The organism is Nocardia sp. NPDC057272, from assembly GCF_042668615.1.
Taxonomy (GTDB): Bacteria; Actinomycetota; Actinomycetes; order Mycobacteriales; family Mycobacteriaceae; genus Nocardia.
In genome coordinates, this window is sequence record NZ_JBHUYK010000012.1 from 102,308 (window position 1) to 128,918 (window position 26,611).

29 protein-coding genes are annotated in these 26,611 nt (G+C 67.2%); 13 read left to right on the forward strand and 16 right to left on the reverse strand.

Translation table 11 applies throughout. The features are described 5' to 3' along the window. Positions 1-14: 14 nt before the first annotated feature. Both ACFULV_RS18225 and ACFULV_RS18230 read right to left on the reverse strand, forming a co-directional pair. Positions 15-1,307, reverse strand: a complete 1,293-nt coding sequence (locus tag ACFULV_RS18225) for a M18 family aminopeptidase (protein ID WP_378658054.1) — start codon at positions 1,305-1,307, stop codon at positions 15-17. Positions 1,308-1,366: 59 nt separating this feature from the next. Continuing rightward, positions 1,367-1,804: a MarR family winged helix-turn-helix transcriptional regulator gene (locus tag ACFULV_RS18230; protein ID WP_378631758.1), complete on the reverse strand. Its 438-nt coding sequence runs from the start codon at positions 1,802-1,804 to the stop codon at positions 1,367-1,369. Between the two features lie 60 nt (positions 1,805-1,864). Between ACFULV_RS18230 and ACFULV_RS18235 the strand changes: the two genes are divergently transcribed. Continuing rightward, a complete protein-coding gene (locus ACFULV_RS18235) occupies positions 1,865-2,938 on the forward strand; it encodes a substrate-binding domain-containing protein (RefSeq protein WP_378658057.1) in 1,074 nt (357 codons plus the stop codon). 16 nt (positions 2,939-2,954) lie between these two features. Here the strand turns inward: ACFULV_RS18235 and purQ are convergent, their stop codons facing one another. Together purQ and purS are read right to left on the reverse strand one after the other, a co-directional pair. Further along, positions 2,955-3,632, reverse strand: a complete 678-nt coding sequence (purQ, locus tag ACFULV_RS18240) for a phosphoribosylformylglycinamidine synthase subunit PurQ (RefSeq protein ID WP_378631755.1) — start codon at positions 3,630-3,632, stop codon at positions 2,955-2,957. Beyond that, positions 3,629-3,865: a phosphoribosylformylglycinamidine synthase subunit PurS gene (gene purS / locus ACFULV_RS18245; RefSeq protein ID WP_056818769.1), complete on the reverse strand. Its 237-nt coding sequence runs from the start codon at positions 3,863-3,865 to the stop codon at positions 3,629-3,631. The genes purQ and purS overlap by 4 nt, the downstream gene beginning before the upstream one ends. 97 nt (positions 3,866-3,962) lie before the next feature. Between purS and ACFULV_RS18250 the strand changes: the two genes are divergently transcribed. Beyond that, positions 3,963-4,607, forward strand: a complete 645-nt coding sequence (locus ACFULV_RS18250; protein ID WP_378631753.1) for an MBL fold metallo-hydrolase — start codon at positions 3,963-3,965, stop codon at positions 4,605-4,607. Here ACFULV_RS18250 and ACFULV_RS18255 read toward each other — a convergent pair whose 3' ends face one another. The 5 genes from ACFULV_RS18255 to ACFULV_RS18275 all read right to left on the reverse strand — a co-directional run bounded on the left by ACFULV_RS18255 (position 4,608) and on the right by ACFULV_RS18275 (position 10,980). Beyond that, positions 4,608-5,954: a dipeptidase gene (locus ACFULV_RS18255; RefSeq protein WP_378658059.1), complete on the reverse strand. Its 1,347-nt coding sequence runs from the start codon at positions 5,952-5,954 to the stop codon at positions 4,608-4,610. A gap of 11 nt (positions 5,955-5,965) precedes the next feature. Further along, complete coding sequence (locus tag ACFULV_RS18260; RefSeq protein WP_378631750.1) at positions 5,966-6,403, reverse strand: hypothetical protein; 438 nt, start codon at positions 6,401-6,403, stop codon at positions 5,966-5,968. Continuing rightward, on the reverse strand, positions 6,400-7,824 hold the full coding sequence (locus tag ACFULV_RS18265; protein ID WP_378631749.1) for an APC family permease: 1,425 nt from the start codon (positions 7,822-7,824) through the stop codon (positions 6,400-6,402). Before ACFULV_RS18265 ends, ACFULV_RS18260 begins: the two co-directional genes overlap by 4 nt. 131 nt (positions 7,825-7,955) lie before the next feature. Beyond that, positions 7,956-8,657, reverse strand: a complete 702-nt coding sequence (locus tag ACFULV_RS18270; RefSeq protein WP_378658062.1) for a DUF2334 domain-containing protein — start codon at positions 8,655-8,657, stop codon at positions 7,956-7,958. Between the two features lie 175 nt (positions 8,658-8,832). Beyond that, positions 8,833-10,980 carry a S9 family peptidase gene (locus ACFULV_RS18275; protein ID WP_378631746.1) on the reverse strand — a complete coding sequence of 716 codons (2,148 nt, stop codon included), beginning with the start codon at positions 10,978-10,980 and terminating at the stop codon, positions 8,833-8,835. 143 nt (positions 10,981-11,123) lie between these two features. Between ACFULV_RS18275 and ACFULV_RS18280 the strand changes: the two genes are divergently transcribed. After that, on the forward strand, positions 11,124-12,143 hold the full coding sequence (locus tag ACFULV_RS18280; RefSeq protein ID WP_378631744.1) for a DUF2330 domain-containing protein: 1,020 nt from the start codon (positions 11,124-11,126) through the stop codon (positions 12,141-12,143). Positions 12,144-12,174: 31 nt separating this feature from the next. Here the strand turns inward: ACFULV_RS18280 and ACFULV_RS18285 are convergent, their stop codons facing one another. From ACFULV_RS18285 to ACFULV_RS18305, 5 genes are all read right to left on the reverse strand, one after another. Next, the gene (locus ACFULV_RS18285; RefSeq protein WP_378658065.1) at positions 12,175-13,107 is read right to left on the reverse strand and encodes an alpha/beta hydrolase; all 933 of its coding nucleotides are present in this window, start codon (positions 13,105-13,107) and stop codon (positions 12,175-12,177) included. A 161-nt stretch (positions 13,108-13,268) separates the two neighbouring features. Next, positions 13,269-13,691, reverse strand: coding sequence for an HIT family protein (locus ACFULV_RS18290; protein ID WP_378658068.1), 423 nt, complete (start codon positions 13,689-13,691; stop codon positions 13,269-13,271). An 82-nt stretch (positions 13,692-13,773) separates the two neighbouring features. Beyond that, entirely contained in the window at positions 13,774-15,195 is a 1,422-nt protein-coding gene (purB, locus tag ACFULV_RS18295; RefSeq protein ID WP_378658071.1) for an adenylosuccinate lyase, read from the reverse strand. Positions 15,196-15,201: 6 nt separating this feature from the next. Then, a complete protein-coding gene (locus ACFULV_RS18300) occupies positions 15,202-15,855 on the reverse strand; it encodes a TetR/AcrR family transcriptional regulator (protein WP_378631736.1) in 654 nt (217 codons plus the stop codon). A gap of 157 nt (positions 15,856-16,012) precedes the next feature. Next, positions 16,013-17,176, reverse strand: coding sequence for a pyridoxal phosphate-dependent aminotransferase (locus tag ACFULV_RS18305; protein WP_378658074.1), 1,164 nt, complete (start codon positions 17,174-17,176; stop codon positions 16,013-16,015). A gap of 127 nt (positions 17,177-17,303) precedes the next feature. Between ACFULV_RS18305 and ACFULV_RS18310 the strand changes: the two genes are divergently transcribed. After that, positions 17,304-18,434 carry a M23 family metallopeptidase gene (locus tag ACFULV_RS18310; RefSeq protein WP_378658077.1) on the forward strand — a complete coding sequence of 377 codons (1,131 nt, stop codon included), beginning with the start codon at positions 17,304-17,306 and terminating at the stop codon, positions 18,432-18,434. A gap of 83 nt (positions 18,435-18,517) precedes the next feature. Further along, complete coding sequence (locus tag ACFULV_RS18315) at positions 18,518-18,700, forward strand: YegP family protein (RefSeq protein WP_378631730.1); 183 nt, start codon at positions 18,518-18,520, stop codon at positions 18,698-18,700. Positions 18,701-18,791: 91 nt separating this feature from the next. Here ACFULV_RS18315 and purD read toward each other — a convergent pair whose 3' ends face one another. Continuing rightward, positions 18,792-20,075, reverse strand: coding sequence for a phosphoribosylamine--glycine ligase (purD, locus tag ACFULV_RS18320; RefSeq protein ID WP_378658080.1), 1,284 nt, complete (start codon positions 20,073-20,075; stop codon positions 18,792-18,794). A 202-nt stretch (positions 20,076-20,277) separates the two neighbouring features. Between purD and ACFULV_RS18325 the strand changes: the two genes are divergently transcribed. The 6 genes from ACFULV_RS18325 to ACFULV_RS18350 all read left to right on the forward strand — a co-directional run bounded on the left by ACFULV_RS18325 (position 20,278) and on the right by ACFULV_RS18350 (position 24,286). Beyond that, positions 20,278-20,655, forward strand: coding sequence for a PH domain-containing protein (locus tag ACFULV_RS18325; RefSeq protein ID WP_378631726.1), 378 nt, complete (start codon positions 20,278-20,280; stop codon positions 20,653-20,655). 14 nt (positions 20,656-20,669) lie between these two features. Beyond that, positions 20,670-21,095, forward strand: a complete 426-nt coding sequence (locus ACFULV_RS18330; RefSeq protein WP_101464615.1) for an HIT family protein — start codon at positions 20,670-20,672, stop codon at positions 21,093-21,095. A gap of 92 nt (positions 21,096-21,187) precedes the next feature. After that, positions 21,188-21,709 (forward strand): DUF3558 domain-containing protein, encoded by a 522-nt coding sequence (locus tag ACFULV_RS18335; protein WP_378658083.1) that lies wholly within the window; start codon positions 21,188-21,190, stop codon positions 21,707-21,709. 32 nt (positions 21,710-21,741) lie between these two features. Next, complete coding sequence (locus tag ACFULV_RS18340; RefSeq protein ID WP_378631722.1) at positions 21,742-22,134, forward strand: hypothetical protein; 393 nt, start codon at positions 21,742-21,744, stop codon at positions 22,132-22,134. A gap of 317 nt (positions 22,135-22,451) precedes the next feature. Further along, positions 22,452-23,534, forward strand: coding sequence for a hypothetical protein (locus tag ACFULV_RS18345; protein WP_378658086.1), 1,083 nt, complete (start codon positions 22,452-22,454; stop codon positions 23,532-23,534). Beyond that, the gene (locus ACFULV_RS18350) at positions 23,531-24,286 is read left to right on the forward strand and encodes an ESX secretion-associated protein EspG (protein ID WP_378658088.1); all 756 of its coding nucleotides are present in this window, start codon (positions 23,531-23,533) and stop codon (positions 24,284-24,286) included. Before ACFULV_RS18345 ends, ACFULV_RS18350 begins: the two co-directional genes overlap by 4 nt. Before the next feature lie 116 nt (positions 24,287-24,402). On the opposite strand, the gene ACFULV_RS18355 is transcribed toward ACFULV_RS18350, so the two are convergent. Continuing rightward, entirely contained in the window at positions 24,403-24,813 is a 411-nt protein-coding gene (locus ACFULV_RS18355) for a DUF6069 family protein (protein WP_378658090.1), read from the reverse strand. Positions 24,814-25,008: 195 nt separating this feature from the next. Here ACFULV_RS18355 and ACFULV_RS18360 point away from each other — a divergent pair, with 195 nt between their 5' ends. Beyond that, positions 25,009-25,434, forward strand: coding sequence for a hypothetical protein (locus ACFULV_RS18360; RefSeq protein WP_378658093.1), 426 nt, complete (start codon positions 25,009-25,011; stop codon positions 25,432-25,434). A gap of 137 nt (positions 25,435-25,571) precedes the next feature. Further along, positions 25,572-26,573: a 1-aminocyclopropane-1-carboxylate deaminase/D-cysteine desulfhydrase gene (locus ACFULV_RS18365; RefSeq protein WP_378658094.1), complete on the forward strand. Its 1,002-nt coding sequence runs from the start codon at positions 25,572-25,574 to the stop codon at positions 26,571-26,573. Positions 26,574-26,611: the final 38 nt, after the last annotated feature.

Sequence of the window (26,611 nt, forward strand, 5' to 3'; positions counted from 1 at the left end):
AGCCCCTGCCGCCGTCAGTCCGTCGCTTCCGGGGTGAGGAATGCCGCGAGGGCCGAGGCGTAGGCGGGGACATCGGCGGCGCCCATGAGTTCGCGGCACGAGTGCATGGCGAGCTGGGGTGCGCCCACGTCGACGGTCGACATGCCGGTGCGAGCCGCCGTCATCGGGCCGATGGTCGAACCACAGGGCAGGTCGGCCCGGTGGACATACCGTTGCAGCGGCACGCCGGCCTGCGCGCACGCGAGGGCGAACGCGCCCGCGCCCGCCGCGTCGGTGGCGTAGCGCAGGTTCTGATTCACCTTGAGCACCGGCCCACCGCCGACCTCGATGCGATGCGCGGGCTCGTGCCGGTCCGGGTAGTTCGGGTGCGTCGCGTGCGCCATATCACCGGAGGCGACCACCGAACCGGCCAGCGCGGCAAGGTAATCCGCGCGCCCACCGCCACGGGCCAGCACGATCCGCTCCAGCACGGCGGGCAGCAGATCCGATTGCGCCCCGCGATCGGACTGGCTCCCGACCTCCTCGTGGTCGAACATCACCAGCACCGCCGTCGCCGCACCCGGCTCGTCGGCGGCTGCGAGGAAGGCCTGCAATCCGGCGTAGCAGGTGCCCTGGTTGTCGAGCCGCGGCGCGCTCACCAGGTCGAGGTCGCGACCGACGATCGTGCTCGACGCGAGGTCATGGGTCATCAGTTCCCAGCCGAGCACATCGGCGCCGTCGACCTCGGCCCGCTCGGCGACGAAGTCGAGGAACGAGGCGGGCGCGTCGCCGATCCCCCAGATCGCGTTCACATGCCGCTGCGGGTCGAGGGTGACCCCGCGCCGGTCCTCGGACAGGTGGATGGCCAGCTGCGGCACCCGCAGGATCGGCTCGTCGATCCGTACCAGCACATCGCGCATCCGCGCGCCCTCGCGCACACTGAGCCGCCCCGAGAGACCGAGCTCGCGGTCCAGCCAGGAGTTCAGCCAAGCCCCGCCGTACGGCTCGAGCCCGACGAGCTGCCACCCCGCTCCTGCCAGATCGGGATGCTGCTTCACGCGCAGGTTGGGGCTGTCTGTGTGCGCGCCGACCACCCGGAACGGAGCGGCGGGCACGGCGTCGTAATCAGCCCACGCGATCAGCGAACCACCGCGCACCACATAGTGTTTGCCGCCCGCGTCGTCCCACGCCGAGGCCTCCGTCAACGGCGTGAAACCGTTGCCGTCCAGCTCGGCCGCCACCGTCGCGCACACGTGGAAGGGCGAGGGTGACGCATCGATGAAGGCACACAATCCGCTGGCCGTGGCCGCTGTCAAGGAAACCGGCATCCTGCGATCCTAGGCACGATGGCGTGCCCCGGCACCCCGCCCCGGAATACGCGCTCGGATCAGTCGTCGCGTTCGGCGATCACCGCGAGCGCGGCCAGTAATTCGCCGTAGCGGCGATTCCCCAGGCGGCAGCGTAGTTCTTCCTCCGCGAGCTTTTCCTGCGCGCGGATCCTGGCGGCCAGTTTGGCCCCGAGACTGCTCAAGCCGATCAGGATCCGGCGACGATCGTCGGTGGCGGCGACCCGGAAGATCAATCCGCGTTCGGCGAGATTGTCCGCGTGCCGGGTGGCCGAGGACGGGGCCAGCCGCGCCTGGGCGGCCAGTTCCGACATCGTCATCCCGTCGTCGGTGGACAGCTGCGACAGGATCGCCCAGTGGTCGGCCGTGAGATTGTCAGCCGACAGCGCCGATTCGAGCCGGCCTACCCAGTTGCGCTCCGCGGAGCGCAGGGCGCCGTGCAGCGTGGAATACCCACTTATGATGGACACCGATTGCATTCCCACCTACCGAGAAATTCATTCGAACAATCCTGTTCGCACTAGGCGATAGAGTACAGAATGCCCTCGTCAGGCCAGAGCCGGGATGAAACGATCGAGATTCTCTCGATCGTGCCCACCCAAGGCCCGGGCGGCATCATCGCGCCATCGTGTACCGCGGCCATTTCCCTGGCCGTAGACGAAATCAATAGCGGCACAGGAATTCTCGGCCGTGAAATCCGTCTCACCACCCTCGACGGCGGCCGCGAACCACACGAAGTCGCCGCCGAAGTAGCGGCCTTCCTGGCCACCGGAATGGTCGGCGCGATCACCGGTTGGCACACCTCCGCGGTACGTCGCGCAGTCGCCGAGGCCGTGGACACCCGCGTTCCCTATCTCTACGCCACCGACCACGAGGGCCTGCCCGACGAACGTCCCGGCGTCCTGCTGGTGGGCGAACATCCCGACCACCAGACAGTTCCCGCGGCCGCGTGGATGGCCCGCGAACTGGGAGTGCGCCGCTGGGCGGTCATCGGCAACGACTACATCTGGCCCCGCCGAACCGCCCGTGCCCTGCGCCGGTCCCTGACCGATCCGTACGACATCATCGTCGAGCACTACGTGCCGCTCGGCACCACCGATTTCGGCGACTTCCTGGGCAACCCGGCGCTGCTGCTGGCCGACGCGGTCCTGATTCTCATGGTCGGCGCCGACACCGCCCGCTTCAATCGCCAGTTCGCCGCCACCGGCCTGCCCGCCATGATGCCCCGGCTCAGCCCGGCGGTCGACGAGAACGTCCTGCTCAGCGCGGGGCCGTCAGCGAACGCCAACCTCTATGTGGCGTCGAGTTTCTTCATCGACAACCACAGCGCCGAAGGCCGTGCCCGCCGCGCCCGCTATCACCGGCATCAGGGTCGATTCGCCCCCGCGCTGACCACTTTCAGCAACTCCACCTACGAGGCGATCCACCTGCTGAACACCCTGGCCGACACCACCGGCACCCTCGACGTGAAAACGATCATCGCCGCGTCGGAGACGGGCCTGGTGCTGGACGGCCCGGCCACCCGACGGGGATTCCTGGGCAATCAAGCAGTAGGCCCCGCCCACCTGGCTACGGCGAACGGGGTCGACTTCGACATCATCGACACGCTCTAGTGCCGATGCGGGGCTGTCAGGCCTTGACGAAACTATCGATCACCGAGAAGAACATGCCGAGACCGTCATCGCTGGGTCCGGTCAATGCCTCGGTCGCGTGCTCGGGGTGCGGCATCAAACCGACAACCCGCCCGTTGGCCGAGGAAATCCCGGCGATCCCGCGCTGCGAACCGTTCGGATTGTCACCGGCGTACCGGAACACCACGCGACCTTCGCCTTCGAGCTCGTCGAGCACCTTCTCCGAAGCCTGGAAACGCCCCTCGCCCGACTTCAGCGGGACAAGAATCTGGGCACCCGGCTCATACCGCGAACTCCACGCGGTATCGGTCGCCTCGACCTTCAGCCACTCGTCGCGGCAGATGAAGTGCAGTCCCTCATTACGGGTCAGCGCACCCGGCAGCAGCCCGGCCTCACACAGCACCTGGAATCCGTTGCAGATACCGAGCACCGGCAGACCCTGCCCGGCGGCGCGGACGACCTCGCCCATCACCGGCGCGAACCGTGCGATCGCCCCACACCGCAGGTAGTCCCCGTAGGAGAACCCACCGGGCACGATCACCGCGTCGACACCCTTGATATCGGCATCGGCATGCCACAGGCTCACAGCCTCGGCGCCGGCCAACCGCACCGCGCGAGCGGCGTCGACATCGTCGAGCGTGCCCGGGAAAGTAATAACGCCAATGCGTGCGCTCACGAGACCCGAACGACCTTCCAGTCCTCGATCACCGTGTTCGCCAGCAGCGCCTCGGCGATCTGCTCGAGCTGGGCGTCCGACACACTGTCGTCCACCTCGAGCTCGAATCGCTTGCCCTGCCGCACATCCGAGATTCCGGCGAATCCCAGACGCGGGAGCGCGCCGACCACGGCCTGTCCCTGGGGGTCCAGAATCTCGGCCTTCGGCATGACCTCGACCACGACTCGTGCCACGCGTTGCTCCTCAAGTGATGTGGGGGTTACCTCGGAAATCTTAGTTGACCGGGCCGTCGTGCCCGCGTTCCGGGGTCACGGCGGCTTAGCATCGGGTATGCGCATCGCCCACTTCGGTCATTCCTGCATCCTCGTGGAACTGCACGGCGTGAAAGTGCTGTTCGACCCCGGAACCTTCGCGCACGGGTTCGAGGGCATCACCGGTTTGGACGCGATCGCGGTGACCCACCAGCACCCCGACCACATCGATCCGAACCGGATCGGCGATCTCATCGAAAACAATCCCACCGCCCGGCTGCTGTCGGATCCGCAGACCGCGCAGCAGCGCAGTGAGGGCTGGGAGCCGGTGTCGGCCGGTCAGGTGCTCGATATCGGTGACTTACAGATCACCGGCGGCGGTGGCAGGCACGCGGTGATCCACCCGGAGATCCCGGTGATCGACAACACCGTCTTCCAGCTCGGCACCGAGGCCGACCCCGCCCAGCTGGTCCACCCCGGCGACTCGCTCTGGGTGCCGCCGGTCCCGGTCGGCGTGCTCGCGATCCCCGCCGTCGCCCCGTGGATGCGCATCGCGGAGGCCGTCGACTACCTGCGCGCTGTCAATCCCCGCACCGCGGTGCCCATCCACCACGGCATCATCGCCCCGTCGGCCCAGGGCATCTACTTCGGCAGGCTGACCGAGATGGCCCCGGCCGGCACCGAGTTCCGCGTACTCGAACCCGAGGACCAGGGCCAGTTCTGATCAGCGGTAGCTGGTCAGGAACAACGCCTCGGCCAGTGCCATGTGCTCGATCTCGCTGGGGTCGACGCTCTCGTTGGGCGCGTGGATCAGGCATTTCGGCTCTTCGACGCCGATCAGCATGATCTCGGCCTTCGGGTAGGTGTCGGCGAAGACATTGCACAGCGGAATCGACCCGCCCTGTCCCTCGGTGGTCACGTCGCGACCGTAGGAGGTGGCCATCGCCTTCTCCATGGCCGAGCGGGCGGGGCCCTGCGTGGACGCGACGAACGGTTCGCCGAGCGCCTCGAGCTCGATGTCGAGTTCGGCGTTCCACGGCACGTGCGCGCGCAGATGCTTCTCCAGCAGGTCATAGGCCTGCTTGGGCTCGGTGCCCGGAGGGATGCGCAGGTTGAGCCTGGCCCTGGTGCTCGGCTGGATCGCCGCCGACGACCCGACCACCGCGGGCACGTCCATCCCCAGCACGGTCAGTGCGGGCCGCGCCCACAGCATGTCGGACACGGTTCCGTCGCCGAGCAGGCCGACACCGTCGAGCACACCCGCGTCCGACCGGAAGTCCGCCGACGGATACTGCGCGCCGGTCCACTTCTGGTCGTCGGTGAGTCCGTCGATCGTGGTGTTGCCCTCGGCATCGCGCAACGACGACAGCAGCTGGATCATCGCGGCGAGCGCGTCGGGCGCCGGTCCACCGAACATTCCCGAATGCATCGGGCCTTCCAGCGTTGTCACCGTCAGCACCACATTCACCATCCCGCGCAGGGTCTGGGTGAACGTCGGCACCCCCACCGCGAAGTTGCCGCAGTCGGCGACCAGAATCGCATCCGATTGCAGCAGAGCGGGATTGGCGACGACGAACTTCTCCAGGCCGCCGGTGCCCTGCTCCTCCGAGCCCTCCGCCACCACCTTGATCCCGATCGGGAAGTCGGGTCCGATCGCGCGCAGAGCGGTCAGATGCGTGACGATATTGCCCTTGCAGTCGGCCGCACCACGCCCGTACCAGCGCCCGTCCTTGTCGGTCAGCGTCCAGACCGGTGTCTTCCACGCGGCATCGTCGAGCGGGGGCTGCACGTCGTAGTGGCAGTACAGCAGCACCGTCGGCGTGCCGGGCGGCCCCGGCTTCGACGCGATGACGGCTTTGCTGCCGTCGGGCGTCTCGTGCAGGCCCACCTCGGTCAGCCCCGCCGCGGCGAACGCGTCGGCCACCCACTGCGCGGTCTGCTCACACCCCTCCGGCGGGAACTGACGCGGGTCGGCGACGGATTTGAACGAAACAAGCTGGGCCAGGTCCTTTTTCGCCTGGCCCATCAGCCCGGAAACCTTGCCGCGCAGCGCCGTCACATCGTCGGTCATCTCTTCGCGCCTCACTTCGTCGTATCGTCGAGCTTCAGGGTCTCGAGATGAGAAAGATAGTCCTGCAAGCGATCCGGGCAGTAAGTGGCGATGGTGAGCGCCACCGCCTCGGTGGTGTCGCGCGGGCCGATCACCGGACGCTGTCCGGGGCCGGCCGCACCGTTGGTGATCGAGGCCTGGTATTTCGCCTTGATCATCGGCGAACTCGGGTCCTGGCAGACCGACCCGCCGTCGTCGCCGAGGGCGTCGGCGATCACGCTCGCCTCCGGTGCGGGCAGACCGGCCGCGACCAGACTGTCGTGCAGCTGTTCGGCTTTCGCGCTCGCCTGGGTGTTCTCGCGGATCGCGGTGAAGGTGAACAGCCCGATCAGGGCGAAGACCACGAGCAGCACACCTGAGGTGATGTAGATCCAGCGTCGCTTGTGGTCGGGGGCGTCTCCGGTCGTCATGCCTGCTGCCCTTCCGGTACGGCGAATTTCCAGCTGTCCCTGCGATTTCGGTAGAACAGGTACGGGATGAGCAGGCCGACGATGCCGAGACCGCCACCCACGATGAGCACGTACACCCACGGACTGCCCGAGCCGAACTGCGAAGGCGGCACGAAGCCGATCGTGAACGCGGCGATCGAGGAGGCCGCGCCGAGCGCGCACAGCGCCATCAGCGCCGGCGCCCGGTAGCCGCGCGGGTGGTCCGGATCGTCGCGACGCAGCTTGGCGGCCGCGGCGAACATCAGCACGTACATGATCAGATACACCTGTGTGGTGATCACCGACAGAATCCAGTACGCGCTGGAGACATTGGGGATGAAGGCGTAGAGCAGCGCGATCAAGGTGGTGAACACACCCTGCGCCACCAGCATGTTCTGCTGCACGCCGTGCTTGTTGAGCCGGGTCAGGAACGGCGGCAGATATCCCTCGCTGCGCCCGATCAGCAACAGGCCCTTGGACGGTCCGGCGAGCCAGGTGAGCATGCCGCCGAGCGCGGCCGCCACCAGCGCGATGCCGACGATCGGGGTGAGGAAGCCGATCCCGAAGTGGCCGAAGAAGGCGTCGAAGGCCTGCATCACTCCCGCGGTGAGACTCAGGCTGGCCGAGGGCACCACCCAGCTGATCGCCAGCGCGGGCAGGATGAAGATCACCAGCACCAGGGCCATGGCCAGGAACATCGCCTTCGGGAATTCCTTGGCCGGGTTCTTCAGCGACGACACGTGCACCGCGTTCATCTCCATGCCCGCGTAGGACAGGAAGTTGTTCACGATCAGCACCAGGCTCGCCAACCCCGCCCAGGCCGGCAGCAGGTGCGACGAATCCATCGGCGCCGCGGACTCGTTGCCCTGCGCGAGGAAGACCAGCCCGAGCACGACCAGCACGGTGCCGGGGATCAGCGTGCCGATGACCAGGCCCATACTCGACAGCCCGGCCACGGTCTTGGTGCCCTGCGAGGACACGTACACACCCGCCCAGTACACGGTGATGATCACGATCGCCACGTACAGGCCGTTGGATGCGAGCGACGGATGAATGATGTAGGCGAAAGTGCTCGCCACATAAGCGAGCAAGCTCGGATAGTAAAAGATCGTCATGGCGAATTGGCACCAGACGGCAAGAAATCCGAGCGGCTTACTCAATCCCTCACTGACCCATTGATACACGCCGCCCTGCCACCCGGACGCGAGTTCCGCGGCGACCAGCGAGGTCGGCATCAGAAACAGAATCGCGGGAATGACATAGAGGAATACACAGGCCAATCCGTACACGGCCATTGTTGGCGCTGATCGCAGACTCGCCACCGAACTCGTGGTCATCAGCGCCAAGGTCACCCAGGACATATATTTCGTCGTCGTCGCGACTTTCGTCGACGTGCCCGTCATCAGCGCTGCCTCCTGCTGTGTTCACACAACTAGCGGAAACCACTCGATCAACTGATGAATCATAAATCGGGCAGGGAGGTTTCGAGGCCACCGCCGCGCGCTGATCGCCGGTACGCGCGCGGCGGTGGCGGTCAGGCGGCTCGGACAGCCGGGTAGGGCTCCCAGCGGTACACATCGCTGTGGGCGCCGTGATAGAGCGCGAGGTCGACCGCGTCGAGCACGGCCTGGCGCGGACCCGACCGCTGCAACTGCGCCGCCGACACCGCCAACCGCAGCACGCCGCCGCGTCGAGCGGTGCGCGCGGCGCCCATCACCAGCGCGCGGCACCACCATGGCTCGGCACGGAAGCCCTCGCCGATCCCGTACACCCGAGCACGCTGGGCGACATCACGCTCCAGGTCGAGCATGGTGGTGAGCCCGAATGCCATGCGGAAGCCCACGTCGGGCAGCGCCGCCAGCGCACCGTTGGAGGCGTCCCAGCGCGGCGCGGCGAACAGCCGGGTGCGCAGCTGCACCCGCTCCATCACCCGATCGGCGGCCTTGAGCCGCAGTGTCGCCTCGTGCCGGGGCAGATCGGCGAACTCCGCGCGCCGCGCCTTGGTGGCGGCCTGGTCGTAGCCGTGCAGCACGATCGCGTCGCCTTCGAGGCGCCGCCCGCGCAGCCACGACTGCGTCGCCGGGTCGTCGACCAGCCGGTACTTGCCCTTCAACCGCGGCGCGACCAGCAACGACAGCCGCACGCCCCGGGCGTCCATCTCGCCGGCGAATTCGATCGCGGCATCGCGAGTCGTATCCCGGATCCCCGACACCGAAACGATCAACTCAGCGTTCATGTACCCACGGTGACAGTTCGAGGTGACGCCGGCGTGCTACCCCGATGACGCCCCGACGAATTCCAGCGCACTCCTCACCATCCCGGCCAGTGCAATACCTGTTCGCACGGCACCCGCACCGCGGGTTCGAAGTCGGCGCCGATCGTGAACCCGGCCGAAGCCGGGGCCCACCGGATCAGGCGTCCGCGAGACCCACTCGGTCGAGGACCCAGGCGTACTCGAAGCCGACTTCCTTCCACTTCTCGTAGCGGCCGCTCACACCGCCGTGACCTGCGGTCATCTCCGTCTTGAGCAGCACCTCGTTGTCGCCGGTCTTGGTGGCGCGCAGCTTGGCGACCCACTTGGCCGGTTCCACGTAGAGGACACGGGTGTCGTTGAGGCTGGTGATCGCCAGAATGGCCGGGTAGTCCTTGGCCTCCACGTTCTCGTAGGGCGAGTACGACTTCATGTAGTCGTAGACGTCCTTGTCCGCCAGGGGATTTCCCCACTCGTCCCATTCGATCACCGTCAGCGGCAGCGACGGATCGAGGATGGAGGTGAGCGGATCGACGAAGGGCACATTGGCGAGGATGCCGTTGAACAGCTCCGGCGCCAAGTTGGCGACCGCGCCCATCAGCAGCCCGCCCGCGCTGCCGCCGTCGGCGATCAAGCGGTCGGGTGCGGTGGCACCGGTATCGATGAGATGACTCGCGCAGGAGACGAAGTCGGTGAAGGTGTTCTTCTTCAGCAGCGTCTTGCCGTGCTCGTACCAGAGCCGGCCCATCTCCCCGCCGCCGCGCACATGCGCCACCGCGAACACCATGCCACGATCGAGCAGCGACAGCCGCGACACCGAGAACGAGGGATCGATGCTGGCCTCGTAGGAGCCGTATCCGTACAGCAGTGTGGGTTTCGGCCCGTCGGCCAGACCCTTGCGCTTGATGATCGAGATCGGAATCCGAGTGCCGTCGGCGGCGATGGCCCAATCGCGGTGCTGCTCATAGTCATCGGCGTCGTAACCGCCGAGCACCGGCTGTTCCTTGCGCAGCAACAGCTCGCCGGTGGCGGGCACATAGTCGAACACCTGCATCGGCGTGATGAACGAGGCGACACCCACGCGCAACGTGGGCTGCTCCCACTCCGGGCTCGAACCCGCACCGGCGGAGAACAACTCGAGGCCGAAGTCGAGCTCTGTCAGTTCGCCGAAGCCCTCCGGCGTGAGCGGCCACACCGACAGGCGCGGCAGCGCGTCGCGCCGGTAACCGAGCACCAGATGGGTGGCGAAGGCGTCGATGTCCTCGAGCCGCACATCCTCGCGATGCCCGATCAGGGTCGTCATGTCCGACGGGTCGGTGGCGGGCGCGACGGCGAGCACGAAGTTCTCCGCCTTCACGCCGTCGACCACGTCGTTGTGCAGGATCAGGAACTTGTCCTCGCCCGCGATCACCGCGTGCTCGGCCGAGTACTCCACGCCTTCGCGACGCGGCAGCAGCACCCGGAACTCGCCCTCGGGATTGTCCGACTCCAGGACCCAGCCCTCGGTGGTGATCTTGGAGCCGAGCCAGACCATCAGGTACTTCTCGGAGCGGGTCGCGCCGACACTCACCCAGTAGCGCTCGTCGGGCTCGTGGAACACCGTCACATCGGCGTCGGAACCGGTGCCCACGCGATGGCGCCACACGGTGTCGGGCCGCCACGACTCGTCGACCGTCTGATAGAAGATGTGCGTGCCGTCCAGCGACCAGGTCGCCCCCGGCGCCGCGCCCGCCACCTCGTCGGCCAGCAGCTCACCGGTGCGCAGGTCCTTGATCCGCAGCGTGTAGCGCTCGTCGCCGGAGCTGTCCACGGAGTAGGCGAGCAGGTTGCCGTCGTGGCTCAGCGAGAACGCGCCGAGCGCGAAGAAGTCCAGCCCCTCGGCGAGGATATTGCTGTCGAGCAGCACCTGCTCGCCCTCGATCGCCGAGCCGACCTCCAGCTGAGGCGGCGTCCAGGCGTCGATACCCTCGGCTTTCGCGTCGACGGGACAGCGGCAGTGCACGCCGTACTGTTTGCCCTCGAAACTGCGCGAGTAGTACCAGTAGTCGCCCAGTCGCGTCGGGACCGAGAGATCGGTTTCCTGCGTCCTGGCCTTGATCTCGTCGAAGATCTTGTCCCGCAGGGGCTGCAGCTGGTCGGTCTGCGCCGCGGTGAAGGCGTTCTCCGCCTCCAGGTACGCGATGACCTCGGGGTCTTCCTTGTCCCGCAGCCACTCGTAGTCGTCGACGAACGTGTCACCGTGGTGGACCCGCTCGACGGGCGCCCTCTTCGCGATCGGCGCCGACACGGTCTCATTCTCGCCAGCCATTGGTCCACCGTAGCCGCCCCACTCCAACCGGGCCCGCCAACTCGGCCGTCGGCGGCTGGAGGCAGCGGGCTGACTGAGTATTTCTGCGCATCTGCCGCAGGCCCGTTGTGCGTAGCCTGACCCGCATGGGGATGCGGTACGCAATGCGTTCGTTGGTCGTGACTGCCGGAGTGGCCTTGGCCGCGGGATCGGGAGCGGTGATGTCGGCGAACGCGTGCGCCTGCGGCGGCGTGGTGAGCGCGGACAGTTCGGCGCGGGTGAACAATGAGGCCGCCGTCCTCGGCTGGGACGGGCGGCGCGAGACCGTGCTGATGCGGTTGGGGATGCAGTTCACCGGTGCCGACGCGGCCCTGATCGTGCCGACGCCGACGCCGGCGACCGTCTCGGCGGGCAGTCCGGACTCGTTCAGGGAGCTGTCGCGGATGACCGCACCCGAGCGGGTCACCGAATACGACTGGTTCGGCAGCGGTTCGCTCGGCGGCGACGCATCCGGAGCCGCTCCGGGGTCGGGTCCCGACGTGCTGAGCCAAGTGCAGTTGGGGCCGCTGGAGGCGACCACGTTGCGCGGCGGCGATCTCACCGGCGTCCGCGAATGGCTGGACACCAACGGTTATCAGCTCCGGCCCGAGGTGAGCGCCACGCTCGACCCCTATCTCCGCGAGGGCTGGTCCTTCGTCGCCATGCGCCTCACCAGCACGAAGCCCCTCGCAGGCGCCCTGGACCCGGTCCGCCTCACCTTCGACTCCGACCGCCTCGTGTACCCGATGCGCATGTCGGCCGCCGCGACCACACCGCAATCGGTCCACCTGTATGTCTTCAGCGACCACCGGGTGGCACGCATCGACCCCGATACCGAGCCCCACGTCGTCACCACCGAATTCGCCTCTCCGGTCGGCGAACCCAGCGATCCGGACCTGAAAGCGCTGGCCGCGAGCGGCAACTACCTCACCGAACTCTCGATCTACATCCCCCACCCAGCGACGATCACCAGTGATTTCCTTCTGGCTCCCGCCGCCGAGGACGTCCCCGTGCGTGACCGCGTGGTGAGCAAGGAATACGTCGAGATCCTCGGTCTGCCCGCGGGTTACGTCTTGATCGTCGCCGGGCTGTCGCTGATCGGCGTGATCGCGAGCGTGGTCCTGCGTCGACGGTCCGCGAGGTAGTCCGAACGCACCGCGACCCGTGCGGGAATTCTCAGGCCCCGAGCGCGGGTCCGATGACCGGCCACGAAGCGTGCAGAGCGTCCTGCCAGTAGGACCAGGAGTGCGTTCCCACCGGGTGGTAGTCGATCCTGGCGCCGATGCCCGCGGCGCGCAGGCGCTGGTCGAAGGCCACCATGCAGGTGTTGACGCCGAGCTCGATGGGTCCGCCGAGGAAGATGTTCTCGGCCAGCGTGGGCTTGAGTTCGGCCTCGTGCGGTCCGGGGATGCCGGTGCCGGTCGACATGTACAGCGCCTTGCCGCGCAGCCCGTCGATCATCAGGGCCGGGTCGTGCGCCGCCCACTCGGGGCTGCCGGGCGCGCCCCACATGTTGCCGGGATTGCCGCCCCGGTTGACGATGGAGAACATCATCGCGCCCGCCGCCATCGCGATGTCCGGACAGGCGCTGTAACCGGCGACGGCCCGGTAGAGGCCGGGGTGCCGGGCGGCCAGGATGTAGGCCGCGTTGCCGCCCATCGACAGTCCGCCGATGCCGTTCACGCCGGTGCCGTTGAACTGACCGTCGATCAGGCCGGGCAGTTCCTGGGTGAGGAACGTTTCCCACTTGTACCGGCCGAAACGCGGATCGTCGGCGATCCAGTCGGTGTAGTAGCTGGCCTGGCCGCCCATCGGCAGCACCACGTTGACGTTCTTGTCGCGGAAGAAGGCTTCGGCGTCGGTGGCGTTGGTCCAGGTGCTCTGGCCGATACCGGGGTCGAGGCCGTCGAGCAGGTAGTACGTGCCCCGCGCGCCGCCGCCCGCGGGGTGCAGGACCTGGAGATCGATGTTGCGGCCCATCGCGGGCGAGGTGACGGTGATCGCCGTCCGGTGCGGAGTCAGTTCGTTGACTCCGATGATCTGCGCGGCGGAGGCCGTCGTGGGGTGAACAACCGCCGGTCCGATGACACCGAGAGCAAGGGCTAGCACTGCAGCAGCAACACCTGTACGACGCACGATCTACCCTCCATAACCGCATGCCAATGACAGTCCAAAGTAACCCACAGGTGAACGAATCGGAAGCATTCGACGGTTCGGGCGTTTCTTCAGCAAACTCTCCGGTTTGCAATGACCGCTTCGCCGGATTCGGGTCAGCGGGTGAGGGCGCCCCGGATCGAACCGGCCAGATAGTCGAGATCCGCCCGCGCGGGCGACGTCGGCCGCGCACGCAGACCGAAGCCGTCACCGGGCGTTCGCGGGATCACATGCAGGTGCACATGGAAGACCTCCTGCCCTGCCGTAACCCCGTCGGCGAGAAAGAAATTCACCCCGTCTGCCGCCACTTCACTGCTGCGCAACGCGGCGGCGATCCGCTGCCCGACCTGAAAGAGCTTGCCGCCCAACGCGGGATCGAGATCGGCCAGACTCGGTGCGGGCGCCTTCGGCACCACGAGCACATGCCCGGGCGTCACAGGACGAATATCCATGAAGGCGAGGACTTCGTCGTCCTCGTACACCTTCGAGGACGGGGCGGCCCCGGCGATGATGTCGGCGAAGATCGTGTACGGATTCACCCGACCACGGTATCGACCCCGACGCACGAAAGCCCGCCACCGGCGGCGAAAAGGCGGCAGTGGCGGGCTGATTCGCACGGGATTACAGAATCGGCGACGGCGTGTAGCGCGCGGCGTCCGGATTCGCCTCGACCAGCTTCTGCACCTGCGCGACGACCTCGGCCACCTGGTCCGATGCCGCGCCGATGAACGCCGCCTTGTCGGCCAGCGCCGCGTCGAGTCCGGCGCGGTCCAGCGGCATCCGCGCGTCGGCGGCGAGACGATCCAGCAGATCGGGTTCGCGACCCTGCTCGCGCATGGCCAGTGCCACCGCGACGGCGTGCTCCTTGATGACCTCGTGCGCGGTCTCGCGGCCCACGCCCGCGCGCACCGCCGCCATCAGGATGCGGGTGGTCGCCAGGAACGGCAGGTACCGGTCGAGCTCACGCGAGACCACCGCCGGGTAGGCGCCGAACTCGGCGAGCACGGTCAGGAAGGTCTCCATCTGCCCGTCGATGGCGAAGAACGCGTCGGGCAGCGCGACGCGGCGCACCACCGAGCAGAACACGTCGCCCTCGTTCCACTGGGCACCCGCCAGCTCGGCGGCCATCGAGCCGTAGCCGCGCAGGATCACCTGCAGGCCGTTCACCCGCTCACACGAGCGGGTGTTCATCTTGTGCGGCATCGCCGACGAGCCGACCTGGCCCGGCTGGAAACCCTCGGTGACCAGCTCATGACCGGCCATCAGCCGAATCGTGTGCGCGAACGACGATGGCCCGGCGCCCAGCTGCACCAGCGCGGACAGCACATCGTGATCGAGTGAGCGCGGGTACACCTGGCCCACGCTGGTGAACACGTTCGCGAAGCCGAGGTGGGTGGCCACCTGCTGTTCGAGGGCGGCGAGCTTGTTCGCGTCACCGTCGAGCAGGTCGAGCATGTCCTGTGCGGTGCCCATCGGGCCCTTGATCCCACGCAGCGGGTAGCGGTCGATCAGCTCACGCACGCGCGCCAGGCCGACCAGCATCTCGTCGGCGGCGGAGGCGAAGCGTTTGCCCAGCGTGGTGGCCTGCGCGGCGACATTGTGCGAGCGTCCGGCCATCACCAGGGTCTGGTACTCGGCGGCCCGCTCGGCCAGGCGCGCCGCGATGGCGATGCCGTGCTTGTACACGTGCTCGAGCGAGAGCCGGATCTGCAGCTGCTCGACGTTCTCGGTGAGGTCGCGGCTGGTCATGCCCTTGTGCACGTGCTCGTGCCCGGCGAGCGCGTTGAATTCCTCGATCCGCGCCTTCACGTCGTGGCGGGTGACCCGCTCACGCTCGGCGATCGAGGCCAGGTCGACGTGGTCGATGACGCGTTCATAATCCTCGACAACCCCTGCGGGGACATCGATTCCGAGTTCGGCCTGCGCACGCAGCACCTCCAGCCACAGCCGGCGCTCGAGCACGATCTTGTTCTCGGGCGACCAGAGCGCGACGAGCTCCGGGCTGGCGTATCGGGTGGCGAGGACATTCGGGACGAGGCTCACGAGCACTCAGTCTAATTGCCGCACCCGTTCGGCCTGCTGGGGCATCATGTTGGGGACCACGGGCGGGGCGACGATGTCGATCATTTCGAGCAGACCGGCCCTGGCGGGTCGGCGGGGTTCGGGGTGGCCTTCGATCAGCGCGGCGACCACCGCACCGTCGACGACGGCCACCAGCCTGCGTAACTGCTCGGGGCGCACCACTCGGTCGGAGCGGCGCAGCACGTCGGCGAGCAGTTCTTCGAGCTGGGTGCGTAGTCGGAGCTGGACCTCACGTAACTCGGGGTGACGGGCCGACGCCACGGACCGCTCGTAGCGGGCGATGAGCTGGCCGCGGGCGTCGAGGTCGCCGTCGTCGGGGCCGACGAGCACGTCGAGCACGAGCTCGACCGTCGCCTCGGTGCCGCGCCTGCGATGACTGACCTCACCGACCCGGCGGCGCATCGCGTCGAGTTCGATCGCGCCGCTGAACTCGACGGCGCGGGCGATCAGATCTTCCAGCGATTCGAAGTAGTAGGTGGTCGACGCGAGTGGAAGATCGGCTCGCGAGGCCACCGAACGATGTCGCACGGCGTCGAAGCCGCCTTCGAGCAACAGCTCAGCCGCCGCCGCCACCAGAGCCTGCCGACGTCGTTCGCCTTTCGGGGTCGTTGCGGTGGTCACCGTGCCAACGTGCCAGTCATCATCAGTTCAACCGTGCGCAATCGTCATCGGGGAAACACTGGGAATTCGGGATAACTGAGTTTTACCGTATCCCGGCACAGATGTGTTCGTACTACGCAAAGTTGTTGTCGCACATCACTGTTGACAAGTGTCCAGATCAGCCCTTCAGGAACCGTCCCAGACGCTCCAGTGCTGCGGCGATGTCGTCGGTGGCACCTGCGAAGGAAAAACGGACCGTGTGGTTTCCATTTGTGGTGTCGAAATCGAGTCCGGGCGCCAGCGCGACGCCGGTTTCGGTGAGCACCTCGGCGCACCAGGCGCGGGAATTATCGGTCAGATGACCAATATCGGCGTAGGCGTAGAAGGCGCCGTCGGCGGGCGCGAGATCGGTGATTCCGATCGCGGGCAGACCCTCCAGGAGCAGCGCCCGGTTGCGCGCGTACCGGCGCACATGCCCGTCCAGCTCATCCTTGGCTTCCGGCCCGAAGGCGTGCACGGCCGCGTACTGGGAGATGGCCGGCGGGCATACCGTCATATTCGACGCCAGCCGCTGCAGCGCCGGGCGCAGGTCGGCCGGGGCCAGCATCCAGCCCAGCCGCCAGCCGGTCATCGAGAAGTACTTCGACACCGAACCGATCACCACCGACTCGCGGGAGAACTCCCACGCCGAAGAGGTCGGCGTGCTCGCGCCCGCGTAGGTGATGCCGTGATAGATCTCGTCGGAGATCAGCAGCGTGCCGTGCTGTTCGCACCACCGGGCCAGCGCGGCGAGTTCGGCGGGGTCGATCATGGTGCCGGTCGGGTTGGCCGGGCTGGCCACCACCAGACCGGCGGGCGGTTCGGGCAGGGCCTCCAGCATCGCCACGGTCGGCTGGAATCTGGTCTGCGGGCCGCAGTCCAGTTCGACGACCTCGCAGCCGAGCGCGGACAGCGTGTTGCGGTAGGCGGGATAGCCGGGCCGCGCCACTACCACGGTGTCGCCCGCGTCGAAGGCGGCCAGGAAGATCAGCGTGAACGCGCCCGACGACCCGGTCGTCACCACCACCTCGTCCGGGTGCACGTCGTAGCCGTAGGTCTCGCTGTGATGCCCCGCGATGGCCTCGCGCAGCGGCAGGATGCCGAATGTCTCGGTGTAGCCCAGCAATTCGTGATCGATCGCCGCCCTGGTGGCCCGCAGCACCGGCGCGGGCGCCTGCGTGGACGGCTGTCCCGCCGCGAGCACCAGCACATCGCCGTGCGACCTGGCGCGTTCAGCGGCCGCTTTCCACACATCCATGACGTAGAAAGGGGCAATGGCCGACCGGCGCGATTCTCTGGACACCCGAGAGACGGTAGAGCACCCGATTGCGGGCGTTCACAGATATGGTCGGCACAATGGCTCCGACAGCGAATACGCAGCCACCGACGCGACCTCTGTGGTCACGTCGGGGCCGGGGCGCGGGGGCGGGATGAAGCGGACAGGGACGGCACGGGACGTGCGGGCGGGCACCTCCGAGGAGAGCGTGGACACCGAATCCGGACAGCTCGCCGCCGACAGCTCGCGACAGGACTCCGCCGAAACGGCGCCATCCGGCAACACCGCGAAACGTCGGGCCGTCAGCGTCAACGGCCGTATCTTGCAGGCGAATTGGCGTGAGCAGCTGCCGTCGAAAATCGCCGCCCGCGATCGGATGGCCGAGTGGGCCGCCCGGTATCCGGTGGTCGGCGAGATCGCGGGCGAGCTGCGCAGCGGTGAGGTGCGCAAGGTTTTCTGGCGGCGGCCGAAGGCACAGGCCGAGGGGATGTGGGCGCGCAGGCCCAGTCGCGAGCGGGTGCGGGCGGTCCTGTTCGAACGGCGCGTGCTCATCGCGGGCGTGCTCGCGGTCGCGGTGTTCGTGGCGGCCGACGGGCAGTTCGGCGGCGCCGTCGACGAGCGTCCGCTCGCCCCGGGCGAAGCACTCCACGTGGCCATCGCCTATCCCCCACAGCTCCTGCCCAACCCCCAGTCGGTGACCCCCATGCTCGATGCCATCGCCGCAGGTGAGAAGCGCCGCGAAGCGCACGTGGTCGCCGCGGCGGCCCGCGCCACCCTCGAACGCGCGAAGGCGGAGGCGGCGGCCGCGGCATCGGGCGAATGGCAGGACTGGATGGGCCAGCGCGCCCCGGTGGTCCGCGGCGCGATGGTGCCGGTGCCCGGCTCGACCCCGTCCGTCGGCGGATTCAGCCTGCCCGCGAAGGGTGCGTTCACCTCCGGTTTCGGCTCCCGCTGGGGCACCATGCACCGCGGCATCGACATCGCGGGCCCCATCGGCAGCCCCATCTACGCCGTCGCCGACGGCACGGTGGTGGAAGCGGGTCCGGCGCAGGGTTTCGGCCTGTGGGTCCGTATCCGCCACGACGACGGCACCATCAGCATCTACGGTCACATGTACGACTTCTTCGTCTCCCAGGGCGAGCGTGTCCCCGCCGGAATGCAGATCGCGCGCATCGGCAATCGCGGCGATTCCACCGGCCCGCACCTGCATTTCGAAATCGTGCAAAACGGTCAGCATGTGGATCCGCAGGCCTGGCTCGCGATGCATGGATTGCGTCTCGATTGACATCGCGTCGAGACCACCGACATCACGAGAACGTTAATGTGAGACCTGTCGAGTGTTTTCCTCCGAACCGAAGCGAGGCCACCATGGCAGGCAAGTTCGAGGTATTCAAGGACAAGGCGGGAAAGTTCCGTTTCCACCTGAAGGCCGGTAACGGCGAAATCGTCCTCGAAAGTCAGGGTTACGAAAGCAAGGAAGGCGCCAAGAAGGGAATCGCCTCCATTCAGACGAATGCTCCGAACGCCCAGATCCTCGATCTCACCGCCTGATCGGCGCGGGCGTTGCGCCTGCGCGCTCAGCCACCGCTTCCCGCTCGATGGTGATCAGCGGTCACACACCGCTGATCACCGATCGCGGGCATTACCCCGCGACGCTGTTGCGTTCCGGAACAACAACTTCGGTCGCGCCGATATCGGTCCGGAAGTGACTGCCGGGCAGCTTGATTCCCGCGAGTCGCGCATAGGCCCGCTCCCGCGCCTGCGCGAGGTCCGCGCCGACACCGACCACGTTGAGCACACGCCCGCCCGCCGACACCAGCGCCTTGTCCTCGCGCTGACCCGTACCGGCGTGCAGCACCAGGGTTTCGCCCTCCAGCGCGCCGTCATCGGCACCGGTGATCACATCGCCGGTGCGCGGTCGCGCCGGGTAGTTCTCGGCGGCGAGCACGACGGTGATCGCGGAACCGTCCTTCCAGCGCGGTGCGTCGACCTCGGCGAGGCGCCCGGTGGCGGTGGCGTACAGGAGTTCGGCGAACGGGCTGTCCAGCAGCGCGAGCACGGCTTGGGTCTCGGGATCACCGAAGCGGCAATTGAATTCGACGACAGCCGGGCCGTTCGTACCGATCGCCAGACCCGCGTACAGCAGGCCCGAGAACGAGCTGCCCCGCGCGACGAGCTCGGCGGCGACGGGCTTCACCACGTCGTCGACGATCTCGTTCAGCGTCTCCGCGGGCAGCCACGGCAGCGGCGTGTAAGCGCCCATGCCGCCGGTGTTCGGGCCGGAATCGCCGTCGCCGACCCGCTTGTGGTCCTGTGCGGGCAGCAGCGGAATCACGGTCTCGCCGTCGACCAGGCAGAACAGCGACACCTCCGGCCCGTCGAGGAACGACTCCAGCAGCACCGGATGTCCCTGTTCGAGCAGTTCGGCGCCGTGATCGCGCGCCGCGCGCCGGTCGGCGGTCACCACCACGCCCTTGCCCGCGGCGAGCCCGTCGTCCTTGACCACCCAGGTCGGGCCGAAGCGGTCGAGCGCCGCGTCCAGCTCGGCCGGAGTGTCGACGATCTCGCTGTGCGCGGTCCGCACCCCGGCCACCGCCATCACATCCTTGGCGAACGCCTTGGACCCTTCGATCCGCGCCGCATCGGCCGACGGGCCGAACACCGGGAACCCGGCCGCGCGCACGACGTCGGCGACGCCGAGCACCAGCGGCACCTCAGGGCCGATCACCACCAGGTCGGCGGCCACTTCGCCGGCCAGCGCGGCGACGTCGTCGGCGGAGCAGGGATCGACCGGGCGTAGCTCGGCGTGCTGGCCGATGCCGGGGTTGCCCGGGGCGGCAATCACCGCCGTCACGGACGGATCCCGGCGCAACGCCAGGACGAGGGCATGTTCACGGGCTCCGGAACCGATGACGAGTACGCGCACGGCCATAGATTAGTCGCGTACTTCGCGCGTACTTCGCACGCCCCGTTCCGATACAAGGTCCGCGATCGGATAGCGCGATCGTCACCCCCACGAGGGCGCTTCGGGCCGTCGCGATGCGGCTCGGCCCTCGCGGCTCGGGTTCGATTGCGCCACAATGGGACCAGGCGTGGCGCGGCAGCCGCCACCGAAACAGGGGAATGCCATGGGCCTGCTCGACGGGATGATGGGCAATGCCGGTCGCATAGATCCGGCCGCCGCCCAGCAGGAATACGCGAAGCTGTTCGGGCAGGGCGAGCAGGTGTACGCCGCGTTCATCCTGGTCCGTGACGCGATGCTGTTCACCAATCGCCGCCTGATCATGGTCGACAAACAGGGCGTCACCGGCCGCAAGGTCAGCTACCACAGCATCCCCTACCGGTCGATCAGCCACTTCACCGTCGAGACCGCGGGCACCTTCGACCTCGACGCCGAGCTCTACATCTGGATCGGCAGCGGCGACGAGCCGGTCAAGCAGCGTTTCAACCGTCAGGTCGACATCTACGAGGTGCAGGGCATCCTGTCGCATTTCGTGTCGATCTAGCTACGCTCACCGGTATGGCATCCGTCTTCAGCGCGATCATCGCAGGTCAGATCCCCGGCCGCTTCGTCTGGGAAGACGACGAGTTCGTCGGCTTCCTCACCATCGGCCCCGTCACCCAGGGCCACACCCTCGTCGTCCCGCGCGCGGAGATCGACCAGTGGCAAGACGTGGATCCCGCCGTGATGGCCCGGATGATGGGCGTCGCCCAGAAGATCGGCCAGGCCGTCCGCGTCGCCTTCGACGCCCCCCGCGCCGGCCTGCTCATCGCCGGCCTCGAGGTCCCCCACCTGCACACCCACGTCTTCCCCGCCTACACCATGGGCGACTTCGACATCTCGGGCGCGAACACCGACCCCACCCCCGAATCCCTCGACGAAGCCCAGACCAAGATCAAGGCCGCCCTCCGCGACCTCGGCCACGGAGCGAACGTCCCGGCCTGAGTTCTGCCCGAGTTCTGCCCTGGATGGAACCGAAACGACCGGGCGCGCGTCTAAGACATCGAGTGGTCGTTGTGTGCGAAAGAGGAGAGACGATGCGACTGGTTGGCTTTGCCGCCGGGGTGTGCGCTGTAGTGGCGCTCACCGGATGTTCCACAGCGGTCGACGGGCAGCCCGAGGCCAGCGGGGCTCCGCTGACCAAGGAGCAGCTGTTCGATCCGTGCACGGTGTCGGACAGTGTGTTGCAGGCGGCGGGGGCCGATCCTGCAACGAAGGACGACAACCCCTTCTCGGTACCGCGACCAGACTGGAAGGGCTGCAGCTGGCGAGCAGGAGATCACTTCATTTCGTTCTTTTCCACGACAAATACGCTGCAACAATTTCGCGAGAACCAATATTTTCGCGATTTTCATGATGTAACGGTCAGCGGCAGGCCGGCCTTGCAGTTCTACTTGGGCACGATCAACCCTCCGGAAGAATGCGAAATCGCCTTCGACACGAGCCAGGGACGGGTCACCTTGACGGCAAGCAAAGCCTCGAGCAGTAACTCGACCACCGACCCTTGCGTTTGGGTGAATGATGCGGCATCTCATTTCGCTTCATCAATCCCCCGCTAGCGACGACCGTATCCACACTGGAGATATACGAAATGGCCGATCCTCACGAGCTCACAAAAAAATTTCAGACGCTAGCCGGCGAAGCCGCCGCAGGCAGGCTGGTGATCGAATTCGACACCGCCGAGAGATGCGCGAAGCATTGCGATAACTACATTTCCGACCTGGACCGACTGAAGTCTCGGACGCAGAGCATGGTCAATGTCGGGTCTTTCGGCAGCTTGGGCTCAGCAACTAAGCTCGGGCAGAAGTTTGCAGACCTTGCAATCGGTGGCCCTGGCACCGGTTCCTACTCCGATGCCATCCGCCTCCATCAAGAAGTGCTAGCAGCCATGGCCGACATGTACCGCAAAGCCGGTGCCGCATACAAGAACTGCGACGAAGCCACTCAGCTCGCTATCAAACAACAGACCAACAAAGTAGACTGAATCCGGGGGGATAAATGACCTTTTCAGATTTCATGAGCAAACTGGGCAGCGTTGCATTGACAGCGTCGAGCCCGTCCAGAATTGGTGACCGAATCGGCTCATTGTTCGATTCCGATATCTCCGCCACGCAGTCCGAGCTAGACGCCCAGGCTGCGGGCAACAGCGCACGGTCCCGCATCTACGCCGAGAATTCCAGCCTTGCCAACGGATTTTCCGGCGAGTTCACACCGCAGGTCGTGCCGCCCGTTCTAGAATCGTTCCTCACCATGAGCCATTCGGACATCATGAAATTTGTCGAGTCGATCAGCCCTGAGACGATGAGCACCAGCGTTCAAGCCTGGCGGCAGTTGGCAACCGACACCACGGCGAAAGCCACTGCCTTCCACGACAGTATCCAGAAGGAAATGGAGAGGGGCTGGTCGGGAAGCGCAGCGAGTCAAGCGCTGGCGAGCACCAAAAGCTATCTCGCCGACGTGCACAAGGTCGACCAGGCTGCCTCCCTGATCGGCAACAAGATGGAAGAGGCTTACTCCGGCTTCAATCAGGTGAAGTACTCGGTCCCCCACGAGTCCGACAAGCAGAGCAGCACCGTAGGCGGAATCGTCTTTTCCGCGCTCGCATCTTCGATCGTGCCCGGCAGCGGCACCGCAGCTTCCCTCCTCATGGACAGCACCAGCGCTGGCCGCTCCGATGCCGCCCAAGCCGCAGCTCGCCAGGTGATGGAGACCGTCTACAAGCCAGTCGCGCAACAGTCCGACACCCAGGTCCCGAAGGTTCCCGAGCCATCGAAACCCCAGTCCGACAAGCCGACCGGCGACACCACCAAGGACAAGCCGACGGGCACCACCACCGACAAGCCCACCGGCACCACCACCAAGCCGGGCACCGACGACACCACCCCGTCCACCACGGAGCCGGAAACCCCCACCACCACCGACCCCGGTGACGACGACACCACCGACGACCAGACCACTGACGACAGCACCGGCGACGAGACCACGGCCGCCACGACAACCCCGGAAACCCCCACCACCACGAGCCCGTCAGGCACCACCCCGGGCACGACCCCGGCCGGCACGTCCCCCAGCGGACTCGGCTCCGGCGGCGGAGCGGGTGCGGGCGCTGGTGCCGGAGCAGGCGCGGGCACACCCGGTGCGGCAGTCCCCGGGACCGCCGGTCAGAAGCAAGGCGCCGGTGCGGGCGCGGGCGCGGGTTCCGGTGCGTCGTCGGGCCGCTCGGGGATGTCGGGCATGGGTGGAATGGGCGCCCCCGGCGCACGTGGCGGCGGCAAGGACGACGAGAACGAGCACCAGGCTCCCGACTACTTGCGCGGCGTCCACGAAGAACTGCTCGGCCCCGAACGCCTGCACGTCCCGCCGGTGATCGGCGGCGACGCATGACCGACACCTGGGAGCTGACCCCGTTCGAATTCTGGGTCGCCTGGGAAACGCTCGGCCGCGACCGTATGCCCTGGCCCCTCACCTTCACGGCAGGTGTCGAAACGCAGGTCGAGTTCGATCGGGAATGCCGTCGTGCCGCGGATTCGCTGATCGCCAAGATGGGCACCGACGAATCGCTGTACCACGCCCTACACGCCCTCGCGCACCCCGAAATCCGGGTGGAACTGTTCGGGCACCGCTTCGACGGCCGCACCCGGATGGTCCGTGCCTGCGCGACCACCGAGGCGAGCAACGGCGTTGTCGCCGCCCAGCTCCCCGGTCCCGAATACGGCCAGGGCGGCAACATCCTGATCACCCTGCGTCCGGCGCACGCCATCGTCACCCGCCTGCTGGCCATCCTCCCGAAAACTCCCGCGGGCACCACCGGCGGCTTCAACGTCCACCGCGACGACTTCACCACCACCCCCGACCCCTACGCCCGCCACCGCACCCCCGCCGAACAAGCCCTCAAATTCCTCAAACGCCCCTTCACCACCTACGCGGAATTCCGCGTAGCCACCGGCCCTGCCCTGGACGGCTGGCAGGAAGGCGGCACCACTCTCCAACTGGTCGACTACACCGACGACGGCCGCTACCTCATCCAAGAAGGCGAACGAGTAGAAGTAACCCCCACCACCCCCGACCGAATCGAAGCCCACCTCCAACACCTGATCCAGAAAGCCACAGCCGGCACCCGCCAATCAGCCTGGTAGCCAACAGCGCTGGTGGAAACATTCACAGCGGAAATCGTGTACAGCCCGGGGTGTCTGCACACGATCTCCGCTGTAGCCCAGTTCGCTATGGCCGCTCACGAAGTACCCAACCGACGCTAGGCATCGAGCCGGGTGGCGACCGCCGGAATGACGATCGCGGCGGCGACGAGGTGGGTGAGCATCAGGGTGAGCTTGGTGTCGGCGGCCGCGTTCACGATCAGATCGGGAACGAGCGAGAGCGCGGTCAGTGCGATCGTGGTGCGTACGAACACCGTGCGGGGGTTTCGGGCCCACTTGCGCAGGGCGGCGGCGAAAAGGATGCCGATCGCGGCGAAGATCAAGGTGAGCTGGGTGAATCCGGCGAGTGGGATCTGTTCGCCTTCGATCGCGAGGGAAACGCCGGCGGCGTGGGCGACGGCGGCTACGGCCGTTGTCGCGGCCGCGGCGCCGACGGCCGCCAGTACGGCCGGGCGCCAGAAGGCGGAGCTGCTGGCGACAGTGGGCGCGGCGTAAGCGGAGGTGGTCATGTCGTACTCCTGTGTGGTGTGGGCAGCCCGTTGCCGCCTCTCCTCGGTTCCACGAACAGGACCGGGCGAATACGACAGGTCTCGGCGAAGTTCTTTCGGCTCTGGCCGTGGACCGGCGTCGGCGAGCGCCCTTGTTCTTTCGCTCAGGAAACGATGTACTGGGCTCCGGTTCGTTCCTATCGGAAGGTTTCGCAGATGCGTTTGACCGTTGGACTCACCACCGTCGTCGCGATATCCCTACTCGGGGTAGGCACAGCGTCGGCGGAGGTACGCGAGGCGAAGATTCAGTGCCTCGGTTCGAACGCGAACTTCCACCTGTATCCGTTCTATCTGTCACTGGTGGCGACCTCATCGGACGACCGTCCCGGCACCATCTCGATTCAGCCCCGCGGCGATTCGAACTTCGGCCCCTTCGGCTACCACGCGACCGTCAACTGGACCAACCTCGACACCGGCGAATCCGGCGTCGTCGCCCAGGACGGCACCGTCGGCGGCGACATGCCCCGCTTCGACGTGAACACCGGCTGGGGCACGGTCCGCCTGACCGGCGCGGTAGGCACCTCCGGCCTGTCCGCGGGCCAGACCATGCAGTGCTCCGGCGCAGACCTCTACGTGCCGTAGCGCTCGTCAGTTAGCCGGATCGTGGGCGGCGATTTCTATGGCCGCGCGCAGCAGATTCGATACGGTGGGCAGACCGAATCCGAGGAGGAAAATGTGCTGCGCCCACGGACCGGCGACTGTTTCCACGATATCGGCCGATGAACACTCCGCTTCTGCACCAACGCTTTCCACGCCTGCGTGAAACCCTGCCGCATATCGGACTGAGCTCCGGCCCGACGCCGGTCCGCCGGCTCGATGCGCTGCCTGCCGGCGGCACGCCGGTCTGGCTCAAGGACGACAGCGCATTCGGTGACGGCGGGTGGGGTGGCAACAAAGTCCGCAAGCTGGAATGGATTCTCCCCGACGCACACCGGCGCGGCTCCCGGACCATTGTGACCGTCGGCGGATTGGGTACGAACTGGGGACTGGCAGTCGCCCTGTACGCCCGCGACCACGGACTCGGCACAGCTCTCGCCCTCGTCGACCAGCCCGTGGACGAGCACGTCCGCGCACAGCTGCGCCGACTCGAGAACAGCGGTGCCGCACTCTATTTCACGCATTCGAAGACGCGGACCGTCCTCACCGCGCCGATGCTGCTCGCCCGGCACACCAGCGTCGGGCATCTGCCCTACTTCCTGCCGCCGGGCGGATCCTCGCCGGTCGGTGTCCTCGGCTACGTCGAGGCCGCGCTCGAATTGGCCGGACAAGTACATCGCGGCGAGCTACCCGAGCCCACCCACCTCGTGACCGCCGTCGGATCCGGCGGCACAATCGCGGGGCTACAGCTCGGTTTGCGGATGGCGGGTTTGACTACCAGGCCGGTCGGTGTCGTCGTCAACGACACGCTGCGGTTGGACCCGGCGACGATCACCCGGCTCGCCCGCCGTACCGCGCGACTGCTGCGTCAGCGAGGCGCGGATCTCGCCGATCTCGAACCGCGAGTCGAGGACATCGACATCGTCACCGACTGGCTCGGTAGCGGCTACGGCCACCCCACCCCGGAAGGCGAACGCGCCCAATCCTTGTCAGCCGACCACGAGCGCCTGGATCTCGAACCCGTCTATACCGCCAAGGCCATGGCGGCACTGCTGGCGATGAACGAACAGGGCACGTTCGGCGACGGCCCTCTCCTCTACCTCAACACGAACGGGCCGCGATGACCATGCGAGTCCATGCCAGCTATGCGCGCCGGTCCCTG